19 protein-coding genes are annotated in these 23,271 nt (G+C 54.6%); 6 read left to right on the top strand and 13 right to left on the bottom strand.

Annotated features, from left to right (window positions below; genetic code table 11):
* Positions 1-179: 179 nt before the first annotated feature.
* From hutH to C5Y44_RS04620, 3 genes are all read right to left on the bottom strand, one after another.
* The gene (gene hutH / locus C5Y44_RS04630) at positions 180-1,745 is read right to left on the bottom strand and encodes a histidine ammonia-lyase (RefSeq protein WP_105323873.1); all 1,566 of its coding nucleotides are present in this window, start codon (positions 1,743-1,745) and stop codon (positions 180-182) included.
* A gap of 145 nt (positions 1,746-1,890) precedes the next feature.
* Positions 1,891-2,556, bottom strand: coding sequence for a GntR family transcriptional regulator (locus C5Y44_RS04625; protein WP_105323872.1), 666 nt, complete (start codon positions 2,554-2,556; stop codon positions 1,891-1,893).
* Between the two features lie 10 nt (positions 2,557-2,566).
* Positions 2,567-3,325: an IclR family transcriptional regulator gene (locus tag C5Y44_RS04620; RefSeq protein WP_105324076.1), complete on the bottom strand. Its 759-nt coding sequence runs from the start codon at positions 3,323-3,325 to the stop codon at positions 2,567-2,569.
* A 52-nt stretch (positions 3,326-3,377) separates the two neighbouring features.
* Here C5Y44_RS04620 and hutG point away from each other — a divergent pair, with 52 nt between their 5' ends.
* Positions 3,378-4,337, top strand: coding sequence for a formimidoylglutamase (gene hutG / locus C5Y44_RS04615; RefSeq protein ID WP_105323871.1), 960 nt, complete (start codon positions 3,378-3,380; stop codon positions 4,335-4,337).
* A gap of 20 nt (positions 4,338-4,357) precedes the next feature.
* Here the strand turns inward: hutG and C5Y44_RS04610 are convergent, their stop codons facing one another.
* Together C5Y44_RS04610 and C5Y44_RS04605 are read right to left on the bottom strand one after the other, a co-directional pair.
* Positions 4,358-5,731: a YjiH family protein gene (locus C5Y44_RS04610; protein ID WP_105323870.1), complete on the bottom strand. Its 1,374-nt coding sequence runs from the start codon at positions 5,729-5,731 to the stop codon at positions 4,358-4,360.
* A 221-nt stretch (positions 5,732-5,952) separates the two neighbouring features.
* Positions 5,953-7,206 (bottom strand): MFS transporter, encoded by a 1,254-nt coding sequence (locus tag C5Y44_RS04605; RefSeq protein WP_105323869.1) that lies wholly within the window; start codon positions 7,204-7,206, stop codon positions 5,953-5,955.
* Positions 7,207-7,339: 133 nt separating this feature from the next.
* On the opposite strand from C5Y44_RS04605, the gene C5Y44_RS04600 reads away from it, so the two are divergent.
* A complete protein-coding gene (locus C5Y44_RS04600; protein WP_105323868.1) occupies positions 7,340-7,891 on the top strand; it encodes a hypothetical protein in 552 nt (183 codons plus the stop codon).
* 104 nt (positions 7,892-7,995) lie between these two features.
* Here C5Y44_RS04600 and C5Y44_RS04595 read toward each other — a convergent pair whose 3' ends face one another.
* Positions 7,996-8,958: a DNA primase gene (locus C5Y44_RS04595; protein ID WP_105324075.1), complete on the bottom strand. Its 963-nt coding sequence runs from the start codon at positions 8,956-8,958 to the stop codon at positions 7,996-7,998.
* 173 nt (positions 8,959-9,131) lie between these two features.
* Complete coding sequence (locus C5Y44_RS04590) at positions 9,132-10,892, bottom strand: carboxylesterase/lipase family protein (RefSeq protein WP_105323867.1); 1,761 nt, start codon at positions 10,890-10,892, stop codon at positions 9,132-9,134.
* Between the two features lie 194 nt (positions 10,893-11,086).
* Between C5Y44_RS04590 and C5Y44_RS04585 the strand changes: the two genes are divergently transcribed.
* Both C5Y44_RS04585 and C5Y44_RS04580 read left to right on the top strand, forming a co-directional pair.
* Positions 11,087-11,878, top strand: coding sequence for a hypothetical protein (locus C5Y44_RS04585; protein WP_105323866.1), 792 nt, complete (start codon positions 11,087-11,089; stop codon positions 11,876-11,878).
* A 202-nt stretch (positions 11,879-12,080) separates the two neighbouring features.
* A complete protein-coding gene (locus C5Y44_RS04580; protein WP_105323865.1) occupies positions 12,081-15,854 on the top strand; it encodes a multifunctional oxoglutarate decarboxylase/oxoglutarate dehydrogenase thiamine pyrophosphate-binding subunit/dihydrolipoyllysine-residue succinyltransferase subunit in 3,774 nt (1,257 codons plus the stop codon).
* A gap of 74 nt (positions 15,855-15,928) precedes the next feature.
* On the opposite strand, the gene C5Y44_RS04575 is transcribed toward C5Y44_RS04580, so the two are convergent.
* The 3 genes from C5Y44_RS04575 to C5Y44_RS04565 form a co-directional block, all read right to left on the bottom strand.
* Positions 15,929-17,455: a hypothetical protein gene (locus tag C5Y44_RS04575; protein WP_233189831.1), complete on the bottom strand. Its 1,527-nt coding sequence runs from the start codon at positions 17,453-17,455 to the stop codon at positions 15,929-15,931.
* 244 nt (positions 17,456-17,699) lie between these two features.
* Complete coding sequence (locus C5Y44_RS04570; protein WP_105323863.1) at positions 17,700-18,437, bottom strand: DUF3558 family protein; 738 nt, start codon at positions 18,435-18,437, stop codon at positions 17,700-17,702.
* A 125-nt stretch (positions 18,438-18,562) separates the two neighbouring features.
* The gene (locus tag C5Y44_RS04565) at positions 18,563-19,228 is read right to left on the bottom strand and encodes a hypothetical protein (RefSeq protein WP_233189830.1); all 666 of its coding nucleotides are present in this window, start codon (positions 19,226-19,228) and stop codon (positions 18,563-18,565) included.
* Positions 19,229-19,311: 83 nt separating this feature from the next.
* Here C5Y44_RS04565 and C5Y44_RS04560 point away from each other — a divergent pair, with 83 nt between their 5' ends.
* On the top strand, positions 19,312-20,448 hold the full coding sequence (locus C5Y44_RS04560) for an Mrp/NBP35 family ATP-binding protein (protein ID WP_105323861.1): 1,137 nt from the start codon (positions 19,312-19,314) through the stop codon (positions 20,446-20,448).
* 10 nt (positions 20,449-20,458) lie between these two features.
* Here C5Y44_RS04560 and C5Y44_RS04555 read toward each other — a convergent pair whose 3' ends face one another.
* From C5Y44_RS04555 to sigE, 3 genes are read right to left on the bottom strand one after another with little or no spacing between them, the layout of a single operon-like run.
* Positions 20,459-20,986 carry a Sec-independent protein translocase TatB gene (locus C5Y44_RS04555; protein ID WP_105323860.1) on the bottom strand — a complete coding sequence of 176 codons (528 nt, stop codon included), beginning with the start codon at positions 20,984-20,986 and terminating at the stop codon, positions 20,459-20,461.
* Positions 20,987-20,995: 9 nt separating this feature from the next.
* Positions 20,996-21,433, bottom strand: a complete 438-nt coding sequence (locus C5Y44_RS04550; protein WP_105323859.1) for a hypothetical protein — start codon at positions 21,431-21,433, stop codon at positions 20,996-20,998.
* Between the two features lie 6 nt (positions 21,434-21,439).
* Positions 21,440-22,027, bottom strand: a complete 588-nt coding sequence (gene sigE / locus C5Y44_RS04545; protein WP_066794869.1) for an RNA polymerase sigma factor SigE — start codon at positions 22,025-22,027, stop codon at positions 21,440-21,442.
* 121 nt (positions 22,028-22,148) lie between these two features.
* Here sigE and C5Y44_RS04540 point away from each other — a divergent pair, with 121 nt between their 5' ends.
* Entirely contained in the window at positions 22,149-22,790 is a 642-nt protein-coding gene (locus C5Y44_RS04540; protein ID WP_105323858.1) for an O-methyltransferase, read from the top strand.
* Positions 22,791-23,271: the final 481 nt, after the last annotated feature.

Genomic DNA, 23,271 nt, shown 5'->3' with positions numbered 1-23,271 from the left:
TCCGGGGCTGTCCCCTTAGCTGTTATGCGCTTATTAATTAACTTAAAAGGAAACACGCATGTGCAACAGGCCACAGAGGGGCTAGGTGTCTGAAATACCAGACTTCGCAGTGGAAAGCATGAAAAACCCGCCCCTCGCCAGGTTGTACCAAAGCTAAGAGCGGTAAAAGTTTCAGGTTGTTAGAGCAGCTTGCCGATGCTGCCTTCAACCTCCTCAATCAATACACCAGACTGAACTAGTTTTACGGCTTCTTCAATTTCCGGCGCTAAGAAGCGGTCCGGGCCAGGCCCAGGAGTGACTTTGCGCAGCGTATTAATTGCCGCGGCGGTTCCTGCGGCAGCCTGCGCAGTATCACCTTCGGTGCGCTGATCAATGGCCCGCGCAGCAGTAAGGACCTCAATTGCCAGCACGCGCTGCAGGCCATCGACTGATTTACACAGCTTGCGCCCAGCAGCCCAGCCCATGGACACGTGGTCTTCTTGCATCGCCGACGATGGAATGGAATCGGCAGAAGCCGGTGTGGCCAAGCGCTTGAGCTCAGAGACAATGCCAGCTTGGGTGTATTGGGCAATCATGTGGCCCGAGTCCACACCGGGGTCATCGGCAAGAAAAGCGTTGAGTCCACGGTTGCGTGCGACATCTAAGAAGCGGTCAGAACGGCGCTCGGAAATCGATGCCAAATCAGCTGCAACAATAGACAAGAAATCTAAAGCATAAGCCACGGGCGCACCGTGGAAATTGCCATTCGAGGTTACCCGACCATCCAAGGCAACCACGGGATTATCTACCGCGGATGCTAATTCGCGCTGCGCAACGAGCGCGGTGTGTTCGATCGTGTCGCGGAAACCTCCGGCGACCTGCGGTGCACAGCGTACAGAATAGGCGTCTTGGACTTGGGTCTTTTTGAAATCTTCAAAAGCAGCCTCCAAAATCTTGGAGCCCTCAGCAATGGCGCGAATATTGGCTGCCGATGCCGCCTGCCCTGGGTGCGGGCGCAGCTGCTGCAAGTCATCGGCAAATACCGCAAGGGTTCCCAAAAGCCCTTCGACGGTCATGGCGGTGGCGATATCAGCAACCTTGGCGGCTTCGCGAAGATCGGTAATCGCCAGACACAGCATGCCCAACATGCCATCGGTACCGTTGATAAGCGCAAGCCCTTCCTTCTCGCGCAGCACTAGCGGCTCAATCCCGGCTGCCGATAGTGCATCGCCAGCATCTTGAATATCACTACCATCCACGCGAACTGGTCCCTCCCCGAGCAGTGCGAGCGCGCAGTGCGCGAGTGGTGCCAAATCGCCAGAGCAGCCCAAGGAACCGTATTCGTGGACTACCGGATGAATCTTCGCATTGAGTGCTGCGGCATAGGTTTGCGCAACCACCGGACGCACCCCGGTACGCCCGGTGCACAGGGTGGACAAGCGCAGGAGCATCAGCGCGCGGATAACTTCGGTTTCTACTTCTGGCCCTGACCCCGCCGCGTGTGAGCGCACCAGTGATAACTGCAGTTGCGCACGCATTTCTTCAGGAATATGCCGCCTGGCCAGTGCCCCAAAACCAGTGGAGATGCCATAGACCGGAGTCGGGTCTTTCGCCAGCTCTTCGATACGCTCCCGCGTAGCAGAAATCTCCGCCAGCGCTTCAGCAGAGATTTCTACCTGCGCGCCAAACCGGGCAACAGCAACAACTTCTTCAATCGAAAGCGCACCGACTCCCACGGTGACCGTGTCTTGATGATGACGCGACATGCAAGCTCCTTTTTAGTTCTTTGGATAAAACCCCTGGTTTTGAGATTAAACCTACAGAACTTACCCGCCGTGAGACACACCACTAATCGCCCGGTTGTCTCAGATACGAGCCTCGTATCCGAGATGAACGTTTCGCTCATCCTGCCTATCCGAGTTCGGCGCGGATGCCATCCTCGGCACGCTTGAGCGCAGTGAACAGCGCGTCCAACGCCATGTCCTCATCTTGGGCGGTAGCGCCGGCGACAAATTGCGCGGCTTCATCGTAAAGCAATGCGACATTGCCGGTTTCAAAGAGATCCTTAACACCGACCATCTTGTAGTAGCGCGAGCGCGCCCACAAGGTGTGGATGAAGTTCATCAAAGTCTGATTACCGGCGCGTTCAAATACACAGGTCAACATGGCTTCTTCGGCATCCAGAAAGCCCGCTGGGTCTTGCGCTTCTAGGGCCTGTTGAATCTGCTGAAGCTTTTCTTCCAGCTCTTTAACGCAGACGCCATCGCACTGCCCGATGCCTAGTTTCACAGCTTGCGACTCCAATAGCGTGCGAACTGAGTAAATCTCCAGCAACTCGCCTTGGGAAAATGTCTTCACCACCGCGCCGCGATATGGCAAGGTCTCGACTAGACCAAATTCCTCTAGTCGGTTTAAAGCCTCGCGCACGGGCATCATCGATGTCCCTAAAGACTCTGCCAAATCACGCACCTGCAATCGGCTTCCAGCTTCTAAGTCGCCGTGAATAATCGCCGTATATAGCGCATCAAAAGCGCGGTCACTAACGCGTGCTTGTCCACCCAGTTTTCCTAAAGCCATACCCGCTACCCTACTGCGCTTTCGCGCCCGTGCCGTACATGCGCTGCGAAATAGACTTGGCTGATTTCATCAACACAGCGATTGCGGCGTCGACTGCTTGCTCATTTTCTGCCACATCAACGCGATAGGTCACTGCCAAAGAAGCCGCAGGGCGCTGCAAATGATCCACAATCGCCACGGCGATTGAACGCTGTCCCCGTGAGACTTCTTCAATTTCCTCAGCCCATCCACGGCGGTGAAAAAGCTCCAGGCGCTCTTTAATCTCTCGCCACGATTTGTGCAGCCCACTTGTACTCAGCGCCGCTTTGGCTTCTGCCTGCGGTAGATGCGCCAGCATAATCCGCCCCGAGGCCGTACGCGCCGCCGATAAGCGCACGCCGACTTCCGTAATCAAACTCACGGCTTGTTCAGAACGAACTTCGCTCAAATATAAAATCTCTGAGCCGGATAAACGCGCGAGGTGCCCGGAGCCATCGACAAGCGAAGCTGCTTCCAACAGAGGCTTTTGTGCCATGCGCACCAAAGGTTGCTGCGTTGTATAAGCCGAAGCCATCGAATAAGCCGCCAGGCCCAAACCATAGGTTTGATTTTCCGGAAGGTGCACCACAAAGCCGGAAGTCTCCAGCTCAGCCAGCAAATGGTAGGTCGTTGAACGCGGCAAATCCAGCTCCGTGCGGATACGCGCAGCAGAAATTGGCACATCAATGCTCGACAGCAAAGACAAAATGCGCAAGGTATTGCGCGCCGCGGGAACCTGAATTTTGCTCACCAATTCACCATAGAACACGAATCGGACAATTTTCTGCTTTATTATCGGGTACATGAACACTGAGACCGCGCCTTTGTACTCCCCTGCCCCCGATTGGTCTGGCCGCAACGACGGCCCCGGACCGGAACATGCCCGGTGGCACAGCGTCATTGAACCCATTGCACAAGATTCGCCCGCGGGTGTTGCCTTGTTGGGCTTTGCTTCCGATGAAGGCGTTGAGCGCAACGGCGGACGGCAAGGTGCTGCGGCAGGACCAGCAGCTTTGCGCGAAGCACTGGGTGGTTTAGCAGTACACGATGAGCTTGCGCTTTTCGATGCCGGCACCATCACCACCCAAGAAACTGACCTGGAGGGAGCACATGAGGAGCTTTCTTCGCGAGCAGCCACGCTTATCGATGCCGGACATTTAACCATCATCCTAGGCGGCGGGCATGAGACTGCTTTTGGCTCCCACCGCGGGCTGTTTCGATCCTTAGGCCCTGCGCAGATTATTAATCTGGACGCGCACTTCGACTTGCGCTCGGAGACCCGCCCAACTTCCGGCACGCCCTTTTTACAGATATCCCAGCTTGTAGGTGAAAAGGATTTTGATTACAGCGTTTTGGGCATCTCCCAGCCGAATAACACCGCCACGCTTTTTGAGACTGCAAATGAGCTTGGCGTTCACATCACGTTGGATGAAGACCTTGCGGAGATGAGCGTAAAAGATGCTGCGCAATTAGCGCGCGTGCTGGTTCAAAACTCCCCGCATGAGCGCGTGCACCTTTCCATCGACATGGATGTTTTGCCCGCCGACCAAGCACCGGGGGTTTCTGCTCCTGCAGCTTTGGGCGTGAGCTTTGACCGCATCCGCGCCATTGCCGTCGCAATCGCTGCTACCGGAAAACTGGCGTTGGTAGATATCGTGGAGATTAATCCCCGCTTTGATCAAGACAACCGCACAGCCAAATTGGGTGCGCGGTTGATCAACGATATTGCGGTCGCTCACGTTCTTTCGACGTCAGCAACTTAAAAAATCGCTCAGGGAATAGCTCACAGCAGAAGGTAAGCAACTGGTGTGGCGATGACAATGGTCAGCGCCACACGCTCAAACCAGATAACCAGCATCTTCGGGATAGAAACTGGAATCCGGGTTGCCATGATGCATGGCACCAGCGCGGAGAAGAAGATAATTGCGGAGATTGACACCACGCCGATAACAAACTTCAGCACTAGGTCATCGCTGCCGGCAACTGCGGTGGCCGGCAAGAACATCTCAGCAATACCCAGCGCTGCTGCTTCACTGGCCAGCTGTGGTTCAGGCAGGCGCACCAGCCATGCGAATGGGTAGAAAAGGTAGCCAATCCACTCGAAGATCGGGGTAAAACGCTGCAGCAGCAGGCCAATCAAGCCAACAGACATGATCGATGGCACAATCGCGCCCGCCAGACGCAGCCCGTCGCGGAAATTGATCCAAATGGATTTGCCCAAGCTTGGCGCGGCATCCAAAGTTAGCAAACCTTCACGCACTGCTGCTTTAAAGCGGTTGCCGGTTACCTTTTGTTCTGGCGAGGGCGTGGAGCCTTCAAAGTACTCATCCGGGATGGTTCGTAGCGGCGGGATATGCACGGTAATTGCTGTCACCGTAAAGGTGATCACCAAGGTTGCGAAGAAGAACGTGGTCCACATGTGCATCAGGTCCAAAGACTTGGCCACAATCACCATAAACGCTGCAGAAACAGTGGAAAACCCGGTCGCTACAATCGCTGCTTCGCGTCCGGTGTAGCCACCTTGCTGGTACACGCGGTCCGTAATCAAAATGCCCAGCGAGTAGGAACCAACAAATGATGCCACCGCATCAATAGCACTGCGGCCTGGCGTTTTAAACAGCGGGCGCATGACCGGCTGCATGAACACACCAACAAATTCCAAAAGGCCGTAGCCAATGAGCAGGCCCAAGAACGCGCCGCCAATCGGCACGATCAATCCCACGGGGATTGCAATGGCATTCCACAAAAATGGAACCAGGTTTTCATCGCCAAGCACCCACGGCAATTGGCCAATGATGTGCAAGAAAGAAACCAGCAGGCCCACGAAGTTCAATATTGCGAATACGCCGTGCACCCAGCCGCGCTGCCAGGATTTGGTGGCAATTCCGCGATACGTTCCGAATGCAGCCAGAGCCAGAATCAACCACGGAACAATGCTGGGTATTGCTTCCCGAACGATGGTAACCATGTGGTCCAGGGGAATTGAGCTCTTTCCCTGGTACTGCATGGGAAAGAAGAATACGAAGGCGCCAATCGCGCTGTAGACAACAAGGCGCCATTTTCCTTTGACATGTGGAATGGCGGTGTCATTATCATCCGGTGAATTGCTGTGATTGGAATTCACCGTTGCTTCGGGCTTCGCTTCGGGCGTCGTCATGACGAACTCCTGACTATGGGCTTTGATATCTACCCATTGCCACAGGGCATGCGCATAAAGGCATGCATTTCTAAGTGGCAATACGATAAATAGTGCGACGAGTTAAATACATGCCCGCGCGACAGCCTGACGCGAGTTGAGATACATATTAAGTGCCGTGCGCCACAAAGTCACCACTCCGGCGCCCCAAAAACACCCCCATTACCCCCGAGGATAAAGCTTTAGACCTTGGGCAAGCGCCGAATTTTGGGCTTCGGGTTTTCTAAAGTCTCACGTGCAAAAATCCAGGCCACAACACCAATGAGCGACAGCACGCCGCACACCGCGAACGCAATCTTGAATCCGAAGATATCCGCCAACAGGCCCACGATAATTGGCCCGCCAATGGAGCCCAGATCCATTGCCATCTGAAACGATGACAGCACCTGCCCGCCGGAGCGTTCATTGCCAATAACATCTGCAATCACAGCTTGCTGCGCTGGGTTGGTAAATCCACCAGCAGCACCTGCCAAAGCAGACAATACAATCAGCACCGGCGCTGAGCCGGCAACACCGAAGACACCGACGAAGATCGCCGTGCCCGTCAGCCCGGCAATAATCAGTGGTCGCCTACCAATGCTATCTGCCATCCGCCCAGATACCTGCAACACAATTGCAGTCCCCAAGGCATAGGCTGCCAAAGCGAAGCCAGCCACCGCCGAGCCATTATGAAACATCGCTGCAGCAAATAGCGGCACGACTGAAACACGCACGCCCATATTTGCCCAACCATGCGCAAAGTTCGAGGTCAATGCCGCGCGAAAAGCAGTATCGCCCCACGCTTCTTTCAGCTTCATCGGCGGTTTCGCGGTGGATGCCTCCTCAGCATGATCCACCTTGGGCATCAAGATCCACACCACTAATGCCGCTAGCGCTACGCCAACACCATAGATAAAAAATGGCCACCGGAATCCCAAAAAGGACAGGGCCGCGCCCATGATCGGGCCGATGATATTGCCGATCAGAAATGAGGTGCCATAAATCGCCGAGCACTTACCGCGAATCGTTGGCGGCGCCATCTTTACAATGAGCCCCATGGCCGAGACCGTAAACATGGTCGAGCCAATTCCGGCCAGCGCGCGCAGGACAATAATGTGCCAATATTCCATAGCACCTGCAACCAAACCGGTGGTCACAGCGACAATAAATAGACCGGTGATATACACCGCGCGGGTTCCCAGTTTATCGACGAGCACGCCCGCGCCCGGCGCCATAATCAGCCGGGTTACTGAAAAGATTGAAACTACAAGGCCTGCGGCTGCCATTGACACATCGAAAGAGACAATGAATTGCGGCAGCAGCGGGGCAATCAACCCATAGCCCAAGGCGATAATAAACGCAGCAACGACTAAGACCCAGATTTCCCGTGGAACTTTCGGCTGCACTTTGCTCGCGTCGAGATCCGCATCTAGGGAGGTGGATTCAATATTTTTCATAGCTCGGTTAACTCTAGCCCTAATACTCAATAAAGTCTTTTCAACATCAAGACCCCAAAGTTATCGAATTTATGTTCTAATAGTTTTTGAAACTTTAGAACGGATGTCCGAAGGTGGTCCTAGAGTGTTAAACATGAAAAAGCACAAAAACATTCCCACGTCCATGAACCCACGCTCCATTTCGCAGGCACGTCAAGCAGCGCAGGCCAAGCGCGCCCCGCTTGTCGATGCTGCCACGGTAGCTAATGAAGTACTGTTTGCTCACTCAGATACGGTCGATGCCCTAAATTCCATCATGCGTCATCCGCGCTCCCTCAACCGAGATATAGCCAATTGGCGCCCGCCGATAAAACAACTTCCAGGAGTAATCGACCACGGGGACTTGACCGCAAGCATCTCCCGCTTCCGCGTAGGCCCACGCGCGATTTCACGCATTCACGGCTACGGCGAACGCCGCAAGCCGGCCTATCTCATTCGCCTTCGCATCACCGATCCTGCGGGACTTGAAGTGCGGCCTGAAATTGCCGAAGGCTGGGTGCGTGCCCTTATCCCACCACATACCGCTACTGCGGTGCATGAGATCTCTTCTGGACAAGCCACAACTTTTGTATGGATGGTGGACCGGGATTACCAGCCACTGCGCTCCCCGAGTTCAATGTTCGCCGGCCTCAACCAAGCGGCGTAAGCAATCCGCGCAGCACGAAGCCCGCGGTGCACAATTGGCTTTCACCGACTATGCACCGCGGGCCTCTGACGCAGCGCCTAAAGCTGGCCGCGACTAACTAGTTGCTAGTTATCGCGTTCGGCATCATCTGAGTCTTCAGAATCAGCACCTGTACGCGAGCCCGATAGTTCGTGGATTTCGAGGTCATCATCCTCGTCATCTTCATCATCGAAGCCGTCTTCGTATCCTTCAAGCTCACTTTCGAGTTCTTCATCCAAAGTGTCTTCACCGTAGATGTCATAGACATCTGGCTCATCAAATTCGTCAGAATCGAAAGGCACCAACTGTGACTCCCAATCCAAAGCTTGTTCAGAGACTAGGCCAAGAACGTCAAAAAGACGGTCGAAGTCAATGTAGGTTCCCAGCTCGAGGGTTTCTGCGGGAATCTCAATGACCGGTTCTGCTCCGTCGAAAAGCGAAGACTGCAACAGCAGCTGGTATTCATCGTCGCTCAATGGCTCCTCAGAATCGACGCCTTCTTCTGCATCCACATCCCACAGTTCCTGGATGGTTGCATCATCGTAGTCATCGATCTGCGAGGAATCTTCGGCATCATCAAATTCATCTTCGGTGTAGGCAAAAGACAAAAAGCGCACGATAGCCGACGGCACGCCGTCGACTGTTTCAACGAGCACGCGCAGCTCTGAATCATTCGCTACTTCTGCTACGACCAAGTTCGGGTTGAATTCATCTTGCACAAATTCCAACTCTGCAATGCGCTCATCAGTGCCTTCCAGCAAATCGCGCAAGACGGTGACCACTTGGTCGGTTGCGATGTGGCGAGCCACCGCTTCTACTGCATCTTCAACGGAAAAAGCCACTGACACTAGTACTGCTTCAAAGTCTTCGTCGTCTTCGTCGACATCAGCTGCTGCAATGTAGACATTCGCTGCGGGAAGCAGTTGATCGATTTCCACGAACTGAATCTCCAAGTCCGCGGTAATCGGCACAAACATAATGTCATCATTGACGCGAGACTCAATACCCTCGGCATCCAAGGCCGCTGCAATGTTCTCGAAAAAGCTCATATCTGGCATTCCGTCCTTGTTGATAATAAAGCGTGGGCCATGCGACAACGGTTATCTAGAAAAGCCGTTGCCGCACAAGCCTACCGCGATCCCACAATCTTAGGCAGCCGATCCCAGCAGTTTCTTGACGTGTTCTCTACAAGCGGAATCAATGACAAGAAACCCGCTGGCCACTACGGTCTAAACCCTTCGAGCAAGAACTCAATTTCTGCCAAAATATCAGGACGCCCCAATCCCCATTCCAGCATGTTGTAGTCATTCCAGGCCTTGCGTCGCTCACGTCGTGGATCAAAATCAAGGCGGTGCGGGACATCAAACATCATCGTTGCCCGGTGCGCAGGAGCAGCCCCTGGGCTCTCCGACTTCGCTTGCGAGGCTGAGGTGGTGTACTGCGGCCAATCATTACCGGGGCGCCCAAAGTGGATAAAGTTCGCCCAATGTCGCTGCATAAGCGCGGTAAGCTCATTCATTTCCTCCGCACTGCCCATGCGTAACAGCAACGATGCCCGAGAGGCGTTCATATCGCCGAAGACATTAGACAGCTCCATCGAATGCATCGCGCCCAGACCCAATGCGCGCAAGGCTTTCGAGGCATAGGAAAAGCGATACATCCACGTGGAATTTTTCAAGGCATGCGACTGTGCAATGCGAATCGACGGCGCCCAAAAGAGGGCATCGGCAAGCAGCTCTGCAAAGTCATTACGATTAGTCGCCCCGTCATAGGCATCGACTACTCCGCGGGCGTTTTCTTCATCAAAAGACGCCAGCAAGCGAACGGCTGCGCGTTGGCGAATATGCTCACGCTGAAACATAAACTTTGAAAAGCTTGCTTCATCACTGTTGGTGCCAATCAGCAACGGAATATCAAGCTGCTGGCCGCGGGCAAAGACCTCCAAAGGATGATCCGGAATCAAATCCCCATCGACTGTGGGCGCATAAGAAGAATTCAGGTGCAATAGCTCGCCGTTGCGCCACATCATCGACTGGCCTGCGCGAACGATGTCATCACTAGCAGCCTCACGCAGCGCACCCACCGTCGTGCCGCGCGGCAAGGCCATGCGCTTTACTAGCTCGCGAGCCCAAAACGTCGACTGTGTACGCGAGTGGATCATCCCCACCGGCGAAGACTGCGCAATCGCGCGGTGAAAAAGCCCTTTCGCGGCAGGACTTGCCATCAACGTCAATACTGCGGCACCGCCCGCGGATTCGCCCATGGCGGTGACGCAATCAGGGTCGCCGCCAAATGCGGAGATATTTTCCTGTACCCACTGCAAGGCCAAAAGCTGGTCCATAACTGCGGGATTGGCCACGCAGTCATCGGAAAGCGACCGCAAATCCAGATAGCCCAAAGCTCCGAGCCGAAAGTTAATGGACACATAGACAACATTCATCGCCTCAGTGAGCTGAAACCCGCGCAGCATAAGCATGTGTGAGGAGCCCACGATAAAAGATCCGCCATGGAAATAGACAACCACCGGCAACTTTTCATCCGTATCCGGGCGCACGACATCCAGATGTAGACAGTCTTCGCTGCCCACGATGCGGTCCTGCCAAGAATACGTCGGCTGCGGCGCTACCGGGCCAAACTCGCTGCAATACCGAATCCCCTCCCACGCCGGCGCAGGCCGAGGCGCGCGGAAACGATTATCGCCTGAAGTATCAGCGCCGAAAGGAATCCCGCGCCAGGAGCGAACTAGCTTGCCTTCGGTCTCTTCCATGCGGCCATGGACCCAGCCCGTGGCGGTTTTGATGGTGAGCTTTTCACCGCGCGACTGCTCGGCTGCTGCCACCATGGCTTCATGCGCACGTCGACGCGCTCTTTCTGCTGCTGCTTTCGCTGCAGCCACTGACATCTCGCGTTCAACCTGGTCCGAGGAGTAATCTCCATGTGATTGTGGTTGGCCACCGGTTGAATCCTCATCACCATTACTCATGCCGTCTGACCACGCATTCGACTAGGGAGCGAATAAGAACTCATATTCATAACAATAACCCTGTTTCGGGAATTACGCCGCTAGTTACTGTGGTTGATCACTGTGTGAGTACCTGCAGCGTGCCTGGTTGGCCCTGTATCCTCATGCTATCGCAGTAATTATGTACCGCTATTAAATTGAAGAGGAATCTAGCGATGAAACTTCCACAAATTCTAAATAAGAAAAACTCCCGCGAAGACCGCGATAACTTCGGTGGTCTGGGCGAGGATGAAATCTTAGAAGGCGAGCTCGTTGAGGAATCTCCAAGCCGCGAGGCTCAAGAATTATTCGACGACGATGACAAATTTGCGTCGATGCTCATGTCCGGACTGCAAAAGGCCGTCCACGTGCAATCTTCAACGGTTGCTAAATACGTCAATTCCGTACGCAAACGAAACCCCAACTCTTCTCCTGAGGAAATCCAGAAGATTTTGGACAAGCATTTCATGCGCTTCGTCCAGGGCACTGGCGCCGGCGCGGGTGCGGCCTCGGCTATCCCCGGCGTCGGTTTCTTCACCGGCGCTGCGGCCATTGGTGCTGAATCTTTAGTCTTTGTTGAAGCTGCTGCGTGGTACTTTTTGGCTTCCGCACATAACCGGGGCATCGATCTCAGCACTAAAGAACAACGGCTTGCCGTCGTGCTACTGGTTCTAAATGGTGCTCAAGGCTCAGCGCTTGTCGATGCCTTGGTCCAGGAGGTAGGCAAAGGCAAGGGCCTTCCTACGGCTAGTGCGCTCACGCGGTTTTCTGCACCGTCTCTCTCCGGTCTCAATGGCCGCTTGCTGAATATGTTCATTAAGAATATGAGCAAGCGCTTGCGGTGGATGTGGGTGTCGAAATTAATTCCTTTTGGCATCGGCGCCGCGTTGGGGGCAATCGCCAACCGGAAGTTGGGACAGCAGATGATCAAGCACACTCACACGCAGATTCCAGCGTTGGTGAACTAACACCACGCTACCCCTCTATTCTAGGGTGTTTTCGCAGGTCGAACGGCGCGTTCACCACCATAATGATGGGTGCTTATGGTTCCTACTTGATTCCGCCGTATCATAAGGAGCGAGCTGTCAACAGTACTTTGTCCGCGTATAGTGGCTAAGCACTGAAAGCACAACTAAAGTCGATAAAAGACCTACACATAAACTCAACGAAATGAGGCGAGCACCTGCCGTGAGCAACTCGAGCATCTATGGCCCCAATGCGTGGCTGATTGACGAACAGTTCCAGCAGTATTCCAAGGATCCCAACTCCGTAGATAAGGAGTGGCGAGAGTTCTTTGAGAAGAACGGTGCCCCAAAGAAGCAGGCTGAAGCGGCACAGTCCGCATCCTCGGCCAGCGTCAAGAAGGACTCCGCTCCACAGTCGAAGGCTAAGGCAACGGAGGGCAAGCCTACTGAAGCTAAGCAAGCTGCCCGCAAGACCGTTGTAGAATCTGGCGCTGAAGCAGCCAAGGGCGTACAGAAGGCTCCGAGCCCTGCCGGCCCACCTGCTAAGAAGGCTCCTGCATCTCCTCTAGATCGTATTGAGCCTTACCCAGAGTTTTCTGAGAAGCCTTTGAAGGGCATGTTCAAGGCAATTGCTAAGAACATGGATCAATCGCTAGAAATCCCAACCGCAACCACCGTGCGCGATATGCCGGTGAAGTTGATGTGGGAAAACCGCGCGATGATCAATGACCACCTCAAGCGCACTCGTGGTGGCAAGATCTCCTTTACCCACATTCTTGGCTGGGCGATTGTCAAGGCTGTTCAGGTTCACCCGGACATGAACATCCGTTACGAGGTTCAGGATGGCAAGCCAACCGCTGTTCAGCCAGAGCATATTAACTTAGGCCTTGCAATTGACTTGCCGCAGAAGGATGGCTCCCGTGCGCTTGTCGTTGCAGCTATTAAAGAGTGCGAAAACAAGTCCTTTACTGAATTCGTAGCAGCTTACGAAGACATCGTCGCGCGTTCCCGCAAGAACAAGCTGACGATGGATGACTTCTCCGGCGTTTCCATCAACCTCACCAACCCAGGTGGTATTGGTACCCGTCACTCCATTGCTCGTTTGACCAAGGGTTCCGGCTCCATCATTGGTGTTGGCTCCATGGACTACCCAGCAGAATTCGCTGGCGCATCCACCGACCGTCTAGCAGACCTCGGCGTTGGCCGCCTGGTTACCTTGACCTCCACCTATGACCACCGCGTCATTCAGGGTGCAGAGTCCGGTGAATTCCTGCGCACCATTTCCCAGCTCATCATTGACAACAAGTTCTGGGATGAAATCTTCAAGGAAATGGCTGTTCCATACCAGCCATTCCGCTGGGCTCAGGATGTGCCAAACACGGGCATCGATAAGAACACCCGTGTCATGTCCCTCATTGAGTCCTACCGCTCCCGCGGCCACTTGCTTGCCGATGTTAACCCGCTCGGCTGGGCACAGCCTGGCCTTCCAATTCCAGATCACCGCGACCTGGACATGGAAACTCACGGCCTGACCATTTGGGATCTGGACCGTACCTTTAACGTTGGCGGTTTCGGCGGCAAGGAGTCCATGTCGCTGCGCGAGGTTCTCTCTCGCCTGCGTTCTGCCTACACGCTTAAGGTTGGTACCGAGTACGCGCACATCCTCGACCGCGACGAGCGTGAGTGGTTGCGCGACCGCCTCGAGGCTGGCATGCCAAAGCCAACCAACGCAGAGCAGAAGTACATCCTGCAGAAGGTCAACGCTGCTGAAGCATTCGAGAACTTCCTGCAGACCAAGTACGTCGGCCAAAAGCGCTTCTCCCTCGAAGGCGCTGAAGCACTGATTCCTTTGATGGACTCTGTCATCGACACCGCCGCTGGTCAGGGCCTCGATGAAGTTGTCATCGGTATGCCTCACCGTGGTCGTCTAAACGTTCTGTTTAACATCGTCGGTAAGCCATTGGCTGAACTCTTTGCTGAGTTCGATGGCAACTTCAAGGGTGGCCAGGCTGGCGGCTCCGGCGACGTGAAGTACCACCTGGGTGCTGAGGGCGAGCACCTGCAGATGTTCGGCGACGGCGAAATCAAGGTCACCTTGACCGCTAACCCATCCCACTTGGAAGCTGTTGACCCAGTTCTGGTTGGTATGGCTCGCGCTAAGCAGGACATCCTGGATCAGGGCCAAGACGGCTACTCCGTTGTCCCACTGATGCTGCACGGCGATGCTTCCTTTGCTGGCCTGGGCATTATCCAGGAGACCATCAACCTGTCCCAGCTGCGTGGTTACACCACCGGCGGTACCGTGCACGTAGTTGTCAACAACCAGATTGGTTTCACCACCACTCCTGATTCTTCACGTTCGACCTACTACTCCACCGACCTTGCCAAGGGCTTTGATTGCCCTGTCTTCCACGTCAACGGTGACGACCCAGAAGCAGTTGTCTGGGTAGGCCAGTTGGCTACCGAATACCGTCGTCGCTTCGGCAAGGACGTCTTCATCGACCTGATTTGCTACCGCCTGCGCGGTCACAACGAATCCGATGACCCATCGATGACCCAGCCAATCCTCTACGACCAGATCCAAGACCACCGCGGTGTTCGTGAGTCTTACACCGAAGACCTCATCGGCCGTGGCGACCTGTCTGCAGAAGACGCAGAAGCAGCCGCACGAGACTTCCGCGACCAGATGGAATCTGTCTTCGCTGAAGTTAAGGAAGCTGAGAAGAAGGGCCCACAGGAGCAGGAAGGCATTACCGGTTCCCAGTCCCTTACCCGCGGCCTTGACACCTCGATTACTGCCGATGAAATCCGCGCAATCGGCCAGGCTTACTTGGATACTCCAGAAGGCTTTGAGTACCACAAGCGCGTGGGCAAGGTTGCTCAGGACCGTGCCAAGTCCTCCATCGAGGGCAACATCGACTGGGGCTGGGGCGAGCTTATCGCCTTCGGTTCTCTTGCTAACGAAGGCAAGCTAGTTCGTCTGGCTGGTGAAGATTCCCGTCGTGGTACCTTCACCCAACGTCACGCAATTGCTTTCGATCCAAACAGCGGCGACGAGTTCAACCCACTCAACAACCTTGCCGCCGAGCGTGGCAACGGCGGTAAGTTCCTGCCTTATAACTCCGCGTTGACCGAGTACGCAGGTATGGGCTTTGAATACGGCTACTCCTTGGGCAACCAGGATGCAGTTGTTGCATGGGAAGCACAGTTCGGTGACTTCGCCAATGGTGCTCAGACCATCATCGATGAGTACGTCTCTTCCGGTGAAGCCAAGTGGGGTCAGACCTCTTCCCTGATTCTTCTTCTGCCACACGGCTACGAAGGCCAGGGCCCTGACCACTCCTCTGCTCGTATCGAGCGCTTCCTGCAGCTGTGTGCTGAAGGTTCCATGACCGTTGCTCAGCCAACGACCCCTGCCAACCACTTCCACTTGCTGCGTCGTCAAGCTCTCGGCGAGATGAAGCGTCCACTGGTTGTATTCACCCCGAAGTCGATGCTGCGTAACAAGGCTGCAGCTTCGTCTGTCGAGGAATTCACCGATGTGAAGTCCTTTACCTCAGTCATCAACGATCCAAACTTGGTCGACCGTGACGGCAACGTCATCGGTGATGCTGACAAGGTTAAGACCATCATGCTGTGCTCCGGCAAGATCTACTACGACTTGGAGAAGAAGCGCGCTGCCGACGGCCGCGACGACATCGCCATTGTTCGTATTGAGATGCTGCACCCAATTCCGTTCAACCGTCTGCGTGACGCATTCGAGTCCTTCCCGAATGCAACCCAGGTCCGTTTCGTTCAGGATGAGCCAGCTAACCAGGGTCCATGGCCGTTCTACAACGAGCACTTGCGTAACCTCATTCCGAACATGCCGGAAATGGTTCGCGTGTCCCGTCGTGCGCAGTCCTCGACTGCAACTGGTATTTCCAAGGTTCACCAGCTTGAGCAAAAGAACCTGCTGGATGAGGCCTTCGACATCTAGTCCAAGCCTTTAAAAGCCTAAAGTGGCTCACTCCATTTTCCGGAGTGAGCCACTTTTCGTTTCCTACGCTGTTTCTAAACTTCCTGCCGCGCCCAATCACCAATGGGTCCTGGCAGCGCTGCTGGTGGCTCTCCTAAAAGGTCGCGTCGGTTCTTATTAGCTTCAACCCGTGATGTCACAGCCTTAATCATCGCCGAGCTCTTGTTCTTATCTTGATTCCGCCCCGCTGCGGCAGCCGGTGCCATCATCGGCCCCATTCCCCGGCCATGTTGTCCCGATGAACCGGTTCCGTGTGCCGCTGCACCTGCACCATTCGTTCCTGAGCTTCCGCCGACTGCGGAACCCGCTCGCGCAGAACTATCCCCGCCGCCCAACAGGCGTGCGCCACCTTCGCCTCCAGAGATACCAAATCCTCGACCACCCGCGATTGCGCCACCTCCGCGTAGTCCACCAAGCCCTGCACCTGGCACCCCGTTACGAATGCCTGCTCCCACCGAGCCATCGCCAGCACCGGCGCCCGCACCGGTTCCCGACCCTGCGAAGCCACCGGGACTTCCGAGCACTCCTAGCGGCCCCAGACCAGAAGCTGCCATTCCGTTGCCCGTACCGCCGAAGCCTGTGCTGTTATTAGCCGCGCCCGCATATCCCAACGAATGATTCACGCCACCGTTGACGGCAGTACCACTTGGCATACCTATCCCAGCTGTCTGAGTATTCGTGTCTGCCAAGCTGGTCATCCCACCGTTAATGAACTCTTGAAGCCGCCCTCCTCCATACAGGGCCTCATTACGCTGGTTGACTGCCTCGCGCACCTGGTCCACTAACCCCTGGTCGATATTCTCCAGCGCAACCAGTTCACCATCTGCAACCCCAAACGAGCCTGGTCCAATCTCACCGCTCGCAATCGCATCTTGAATTTCCTGCGGCCACGCAACCTCATCGGTGTTGTAACGGGTTCCCGTTCCAGCAATGCTGCCCAACCCCACGTTGAGATTGTCGCCCCCGCCGGATGCCGCCGGTGCCTCCGCCAAACTTTGCTGATTGGGCAATGAGCTTGTGACCATCTCCTGCAGCTTCGCCTGCCACTTAACCAACAGCGCAGCCTCCATTGACTTTTTGAGGACTGGATCCGGCACCAATGACAACGCTTGCAAATCCGCCGGAATTTCCACGTACCCCATCGGAGCCTTGGACAGGAGCCCAAATGCCCGCTGATTCATCAACGTCGCATTAGCCGCAAACTGCTCACCTGTCGACGCAAGCTCACGAATCTTACTCGCAGCACTGCGCGTGAAATCACTATCGTTTTCACTCTCAATCTGTGACGCCGCACTGTTGAGCTGCGCCACCACTTGGCTGATGTTTCGCCCCATCGTGCTCCAGTCAGAAGCAGCTTGTCCCAGCTCATTAAACTTCGTGGCATTGAAATTGTTCGCTAATTGAAGCAAGGATGTCCCCGGCATTACCACTGGCGGTGCGAAGGACAGCGGCACATTTCGGTTGCTCGGCTGTGGTGGGAGGTTAACGCTGCCCTCCCCGATTTCGCCACCTACATCAGCAAGTTCCAACCCATGAGTGTTGGAGTTTTCTTGTGAACTCAATGCATTTATTTCAGCGGATAGTAGTTCACCTGCCCAGCCAACCTGTTTGGAGTAGTCCAGCAGCATTTCTTGCGCAGAAGCGGGATCCTGTTTTATTGCACGCCCGTGAATCACTCCTGTTTCATTAAGGCCTACAATTGCTGAAAAGTGATGGCCAAGATTGCTTTTAACTTGACTTCTAATAACATCGATCTCTCTTTCCGCTGTAGTGAGGATTCGGGAGACTTCTAGCAGTGAGTCAATTTCAATTTTCATGTTTTCCGTCCAGTTCCAAAACAGTCTTGAGTTTGTTCAGGGCAATATCGCAAGGATCACCAACACCTTGCCCAAAATTAAATGACTGAAATGAGATAGCTAAGGTTCCACTTTCTGTCTCGATTCCTGCCAGGCAGTCACGATCAGGACTAGAATTCGATCTATGCATGAGGATAGGGAATCCATCACTGGTTTGATCCCAGTCAAACTCACCGGATATCGTTAAATAGGTATCGAAGCTATGCGAACTCCCGTGAAGATTAAAGAAGCTAGTTCCCAAGTTATCCGTCGATTCAAAACTACAGATACCGTCGACTTCTCCTACGCCCTCCAACATCTCCTTACCGTGGAGGTCAGCTTCTGCGAGAAATTCGTCAGGCATCTCTAGGCACGGCTGATATCTGATGAAATCTGGATCGCGGCGGTCGAAGGTACCCAGTGGTGGGATTACCGAGCCGAATTCATCTGTGGTGCCGTCGGTGGCATGGTCAGTGGGCGCAGTTGTTGCTAGCGGCGGTGCCTCGGTAGCGGCATCGACAGGCGCTGCATCGTTCGCTGCGTCGGGTGATGATGCACTGGCTGATTCGCTGGCCGAGATTGTCGCGGAGCAGGCAGTTTGGATAATTGCAGCGCTAATTAATGCGAGTGCGAGATAAAGCTTGCGTAGAGTTTTTTGCTTAAACGCGGACAGATCAAAAGACACGGGTGTAGTGCCGTGAAAGTTCATTTAGTTCCCCCAAACCCAAGTTGTGCTTTCAGCATGCACCATTGGGTCGGGGTTGTCCATGGATAAGAACACTGAAGTGTTCATCGCGGACGGGATCATCCCGAGATGATCCCCGGCCAAGCTAATTAATTGGATTCCTTATCGGAGCCAGAATCCGAATCGTCGGAGACGGCATCGCCGGTATCAAGGTTGCCGCCGCCGGCAACTGAGGTCAGGATCCACTGCTCGACTACGTCGCGGACAGGGGTGGTGCGGGAGGCATCGACAAGCTCTTGCAAATCGGTGTTTGTGATGTACTTGGTCACGCTATTGACCTCATAACGGTCGCTGCGGCCCAACAGATTCTTCTGGTAAATGGGGACAATATTCATAGGAATGTCGACCTCGTCGAAGTCATCGCACCACGTCGCGCCCGAGGGGTCATTGGTGGTCCAATCGGTCGGCATCGAGCCCATCATCTCTTCATGGGTGATGGCGTTGTAGTCACGGCCATCAAAATCTTCCTCGGCCGCGAATGCCTTTTCAAGTTCTTGGGCACGCTGAGGGTCGTTTTCCCACAAAATTTTGCCAGTGCAGCCAATCCGGAAATTGCCCTCGTCCGAAGGCACAATTTCAGCGTCACGGTCTTGAATTTCTAAAGAACCCCGATAAATTTCGCCCAAAACTACTTCTTCCGGGTTATCGGAGCCGACTTCAATTCGCACCGGTTCCGATTGCAGCCCTTCAGCCTCCGGAGAAACCTCCGCAAAACTGCAGGCAGAAAGCATCGCGGTAGATAAAATCAGACTCATTGCACCAAACTTCTTCACCCCTAGCAGCCTAGCAGCCACGGCCTTTCGAAATTGTGCGCGACGGGACTAGACTGGGTTGTGCTATGACTACCGCATTAACCGAATCCGCTGTCCGCAGCGCGCTTTCCCGCGTAGAGGATCCTGAGATCGGCAAGCCGATTACAGAACTCAACATGGTCAACACCGTCGAGGTGAATGGCCAGGATGTTTCCGTTGAGATTTTGTTGACCATCGCTGGCTGTCCGATGAAAAACACGATCGAAACGAATGTCCGTGCCGCCATTGAAGACATTGAGAATGTCGGCCAGGTCAACGTTACCCTCGGCGCGATGACCGATGAGCAGCGTTTAGAGCTGAAGAAGCAGCTCCGTGGCAGCGCGCAAGATCCGGAGATTCCATTTTCCAAGCCGGATTCCACCACGCGTGTCTTTGCTGTAGCTTCCGGTAAAGGCGGTGTGGGCAAGTCATCGATGACCGTGAACCTCGCTGCGGCATTGCACGCGCAGGGCTACAAGGTCGGCGTTGTCGACGCCGATATCTACGGCCACTCCGTACCAGGCCAACTCGGCAGCACGGCAGGTCCCACAGTGCTTGACGATGAAATGCTGTTGCCCCCTATCGCGCACGGCATCAAGCATATCTCGATTGGACAATTCGTGCAGGGCAATGCGCCTATCGTATGGCGTGGGCCAATGCTGCACCGTGCATTGCAGCAATTCCTCACTGATGTTTTCTGGGGCGATTTAGACTTCCTCTTGCTGGATCTACCGCCAGGAACTGGTGACGTTGCACTGTCCGTCGCCCAGCTTATTCCGAATGCGGAGCTACTAGTTGTTACTACCCCGCAGGGTGCAGCTGCCGAGGTAGCAGAGCGTGCAGGCTCCATCGCCCAGCAAACGCACCAACGCGTAGCTGGCGTAATTGAAAATATGTCGGCCATGGTTATGCCTGATGGAACCACCGTCGATGTCTTCGGCTCCGGTGGCGGTCAAGTCGTCGCCGATCGTCTCACGACGTTGTTGGGCTACGAGGTTGAGCAGCTCGGCCAGGTTCCATTGGAGCCAGGATTGCGTGTCGATGGCGACGCGGGCACCCCGACTGTCATCGCCCATCCAGAATCCGCCGCATCGAAAGCTATCACCGATGTAGCTTCCAAGGTTGCCAAGCGTCGCATCTCGCTCGCTGGAAAACCTTTGGGTCTAGGTGTTACCTCGCACTAATAAATTAGCGCTAGGTAATATCCGCCCACGAGAATCCGCCGCCAGCATAACCCTGATTATTGTTATTAGGGTTCTGGGGCGGATTATTTTGATTACCCGGGTATTGCGGCTGCTGTGATTGCTGCTCCGGCTGGTTGGCCGAAGGCTGATTCGCCGGAGATTGATTAGCTGGCGGCATCTGCGGCTGCGCGGTATTTTCCGGAGCTTGAGGGGTAGGTTCTTCCAACAATTTCTTCGGATTGAAGTCATCCCAGGCGGAATCATCGCCATCGAAAAGAGCTTTAGTCAACGCTGCACGAGGACCCAACCGGCCCCACTCTGCGGCCTGTGACAATGGCTCCCGGATGGCATCAAACTCTTTACCTAAGCCCTCGAAGTCACCGTTGAGTTCCTTCTTCGCATTATTAATCGCCTTACGCGCGGCAAAGATCGCGGCACGCACATCCTGAATTACATTGGGCAGGCGCTCAGGACCAATGATGATGAGCGCCAATAACCCGATGAAAAATATCTCAACCCAGCCAATAGACGAAAACACGGATTCAGTCTACTCGCTTCCCCGCTGGTTATGCTTAATAGCCCGAACAACCATTTCTAGTTTGTCGAAGAAATCCTGACGCGAAGCCGGCTTACACTCATCTTCGTCGCGGAAACGGTGCGCGCGCATATCTTGGCTGCCGATACTTGCCAACTTGCGCAGTAAATCCCGCGGTGCCCGCACCTGAGATTCAATATTGCACTGCCGCACCCACTCCGAGGTACCGCGTTGAGTATAGATCTCATCGCGGCATTCATGGCAGTGAACTAAATGAACACGCGCGCGATGTTTAGCTTTCAAGTCCATCTCATCGTCAACGAAAGCTACAACTGCTTCTGGACCTAGATGCCCAGTGGTATCAGCCCGACGTGCCTTTGATTTTCCGCGCGCACGAATCTTCTGACGCTTTTCCGCAGACAGCTCCGATAGATGTGCAAACTGAGACATACTGACTTACCTCGTGCGCAGCAGTACTCGAGCTTCGTCATTGGTGCGAGCTGCCTTTTCCAAAGAGCTCTTAAGCTGTGACCGCCCGCGGTGAATACGAGAACGCACGGTGCCCATCTTCACACCGAGGGTTTCTGCAATTTCGTCATAAGTCATACCCACGACATCACACAGAACGACAGCCACACGGAAATCTGGCGAAAGGTCATCGAGAGCAGCCTGCAGCGCGGGATCCAAATTGGCTACATCATAAGACTGTTCTGGAGTCATATCCGTACCTGGAACCCGCTCATAGTCTTCCGGCAGTGCTTCCATACGAATCTTGGAACGGTGACGCACCATATCCAAAAAGAGGTTGGTGGTAATACGGTGCAGCCAGCCCTCAAAAGTGCCAGCTTGATACTTATTCAAAGAGCGGAAGACACGCATAAAGGTCTCCTGCGTCAAATCTTCTGCGTCATGCTGATTACCGGACAAACGGTACGCTAGCCGATACACGTTATCTGCATGTTCTTCGACTAATTCACCCCAGGTTGGCATGGTCGCTTCGCCCGCATCAAATGCGGCGGTACCTGAAAGATCCTGTGATGTCATAGCTACTATTGTGCTATATCGAACTAGCAAACACCAGCTATCAGCCTGATAATTTGCTGATAGACATTAACTACGGTGTTTCTTCACGTTTACATGCGAGATTATCCCTAAACTGTAGGGCGTGACTGTACAAGCTTATGATGCCCTTCGAACCTACATTGACTCCACCAGCTACGAGTCAGAAGCTCTGGCGAGTGCCCGCGCGCACGCTGAAGAATTCAGTCTTCGCACCCCAGATCCTTCCATGGGCCAGCTGCTTACCACTTTGGCGGCCGCAGCTGAAGGCGACAAAGTGCAGACCATCGCCATTACTCCAGCTTCTTCCGTGGTCGGCCTCTACCTTTTCGAGGGTCTTTCAGACAGCGGAATCGTAACCTGCATCGACCCAGAAGTTGAGCACCAGTCTCACGCCAAGAGCACATTCCGCGATGCTGGCTACCCGCCAAGCCGCGTGCGCTTTTTGCCATCGCGCCCGCTTGACGTCATGAGCCGTCTCGCGACCGAGGCCTACCACGTTATTTACGCTGACGTGCCAACGCTGGATCTTCCCGCGCTCATCAAAACCGCCTGGCCGCTCATCGCGCGCCGCGGAACATTGGTTTTGCCAGATGCGCTTCTCGATGCCACCATCGCCGACCCTTCCCGCACCGACCGCGTCACCGTCGCCGCCCGCGAAGCCGACGAATACGTTCGCTCCCTCGAGGATGCGCACGTCACCCGCCTACCACTCGGTTCGGGCCTCATCCTCGCCACCAAGCGGTAACCCTCAGGTCCTGAACCTTAGGTCCCGAACCCGTCCCCCAAAAAAGAGGTGTGGGACGCTCGGCCCCCGCCAAACGCCCCACACTCTCTTAACTCTTTTTGACCGCGCCACTCGTCACACACGAGTTGTGACTACCCCCCCAGGTTTCGCGAAAGAGCCCGGCCCCTCTAAGCTTTCGCCCAATAGCCGGTTTATATTCTATTTTCCCAGGAGCCTCACAAGCTCTCCTAGGTCTTTCAGATCGGAGGCTTCTGCCTCCCCCCGACACGCAGAAACTTCCGACCTTGCGTCACTTTCGAACTAGCTTCCATCGCTACCTTTGAGGTTTCTCTAGAAGCTCTTTCCCTGTGTTGCACCTATAGAATTGCACAGCTTCCGACCCCTAGCAACAGATAGAAATTTCACAAACTTAGGATAGCCTGCCCAAGTCACCTGCATTTAACCTCGGAAAACACATCTAGCTGCTAAAACCACACTCCAA

The sequence above is a fragment of the Corynebacterium sp. J010B-136 genome (assembly GCF_002967075.1).
Lineage (GTDB): Bacteria > Actinomycetota > Actinomycetes > Mycobacteriales > Mycobacteriaceae > Corynebacterium.
This window is presented reverse-complemented; position numbering and strand designations above follow the sequence as displayed.

Bases quoted from the DNA above. Each gene is read 5' to 3' on its own strand.
- C5Y44_RS04585 (WP_105323866.1), top strand. From the start codon at position 11,087: ATGAAACTTCCACAAATTCTAAATAAGAAAAACTCCCGCGAAGACCGC.
- C5Y44_RS04610 (WP_105323870.1), bottom strand. From the start codon at position 5,731: ATGACGACGCCCGAAGCGAAGCCCGAAGCAACGGTGAATTCCAATCAC.
- C5Y44_RS04565 (WP_233189830.1), bottom strand. From the start codon at position 19,228: ATGAGTCTGATTTTATCTACCGCGATGCTTTCTGCCTGCAGTTTTGCG.
- C5Y44_RS04560 (WP_105323861.1), top strand. From the start codon at position 19,312: ATGACTACCGCATTAACCGAATCCGCTGTCCGCAGCGCGCTTTCCCGC.
- sigE (WP_066794869.1), bottom strand. From the start codon at position 22,027: ATGACATCACAGGATCTTTCAGGTACCGCCGCATTTGATGCGGGCGAA.
- C5Y44_RS04570 (WP_105323863.1), bottom strand. From the start codon at position 18,437: ATGAACTTTCACGGCACTACACCCGTGTCTTTTGATCTGTCCGCGTTT.
- C5Y44_RS04605 (WP_105323869.1), bottom strand. From the start codon at position 7,206: ATGAAAAATATTGAATCCACCTCCCTAGATGCGGATCTCGACGCGAGC.
- C5Y44_RS04595 (WP_105324075.1), bottom strand. From the start codon at position 8,958: ATGAGCTTTTTCGAGAACATTGCAGCGGCCTTGGATGCCGAGGGTATT.
- C5Y44_RS04590 (WP_105323867.1), bottom strand. From the start codon at position 10,892: ATGAGTAATGGTGATGAGGATTCAACCGGTGGCCAACCACAATCACAT.
- C5Y44_RS04580 (WP_105323865.1), top strand. From the start codon at position 12,081: ATGAGGCGAGCACCTGCCGTGAGCAACTCGAGCATCTATGGCCCCAAT.
- C5Y44_RS04625 (WP_105323872.1), bottom strand. From the start codon at position 2,556: ATGGCTTTAGGAAAACTGGGTGGACAAGCACGCGTTAGTGACCGCGCT.
- hutG (WP_105323871.1), top strand. From the start codon at position 3,378: ATGAACACTGAGACCGCGCCTTTGTACTCCCCTGCCCCCGATTGGTCT.
- C5Y44_RS04550 (WP_105323859.1), bottom strand. From the start codon at position 21,433: ATGTCTCAGTTTGCACATCTATCGGAGCTGTCTGCGGAAAAGCGTCAG.
- hutH (WP_105323873.1), bottom strand. From the start codon at position 1,745: ATGTCGCGTCATCATCAAGACACGGTCACCGTGGGAGTCGGTGCGCTT.
- C5Y44_RS04600 (WP_105323868.1), top strand. From the start codon at position 7,340: ATGAAAAAGCACAAAAACATTCCCACGTCCATGAACCCACGCTCCATT.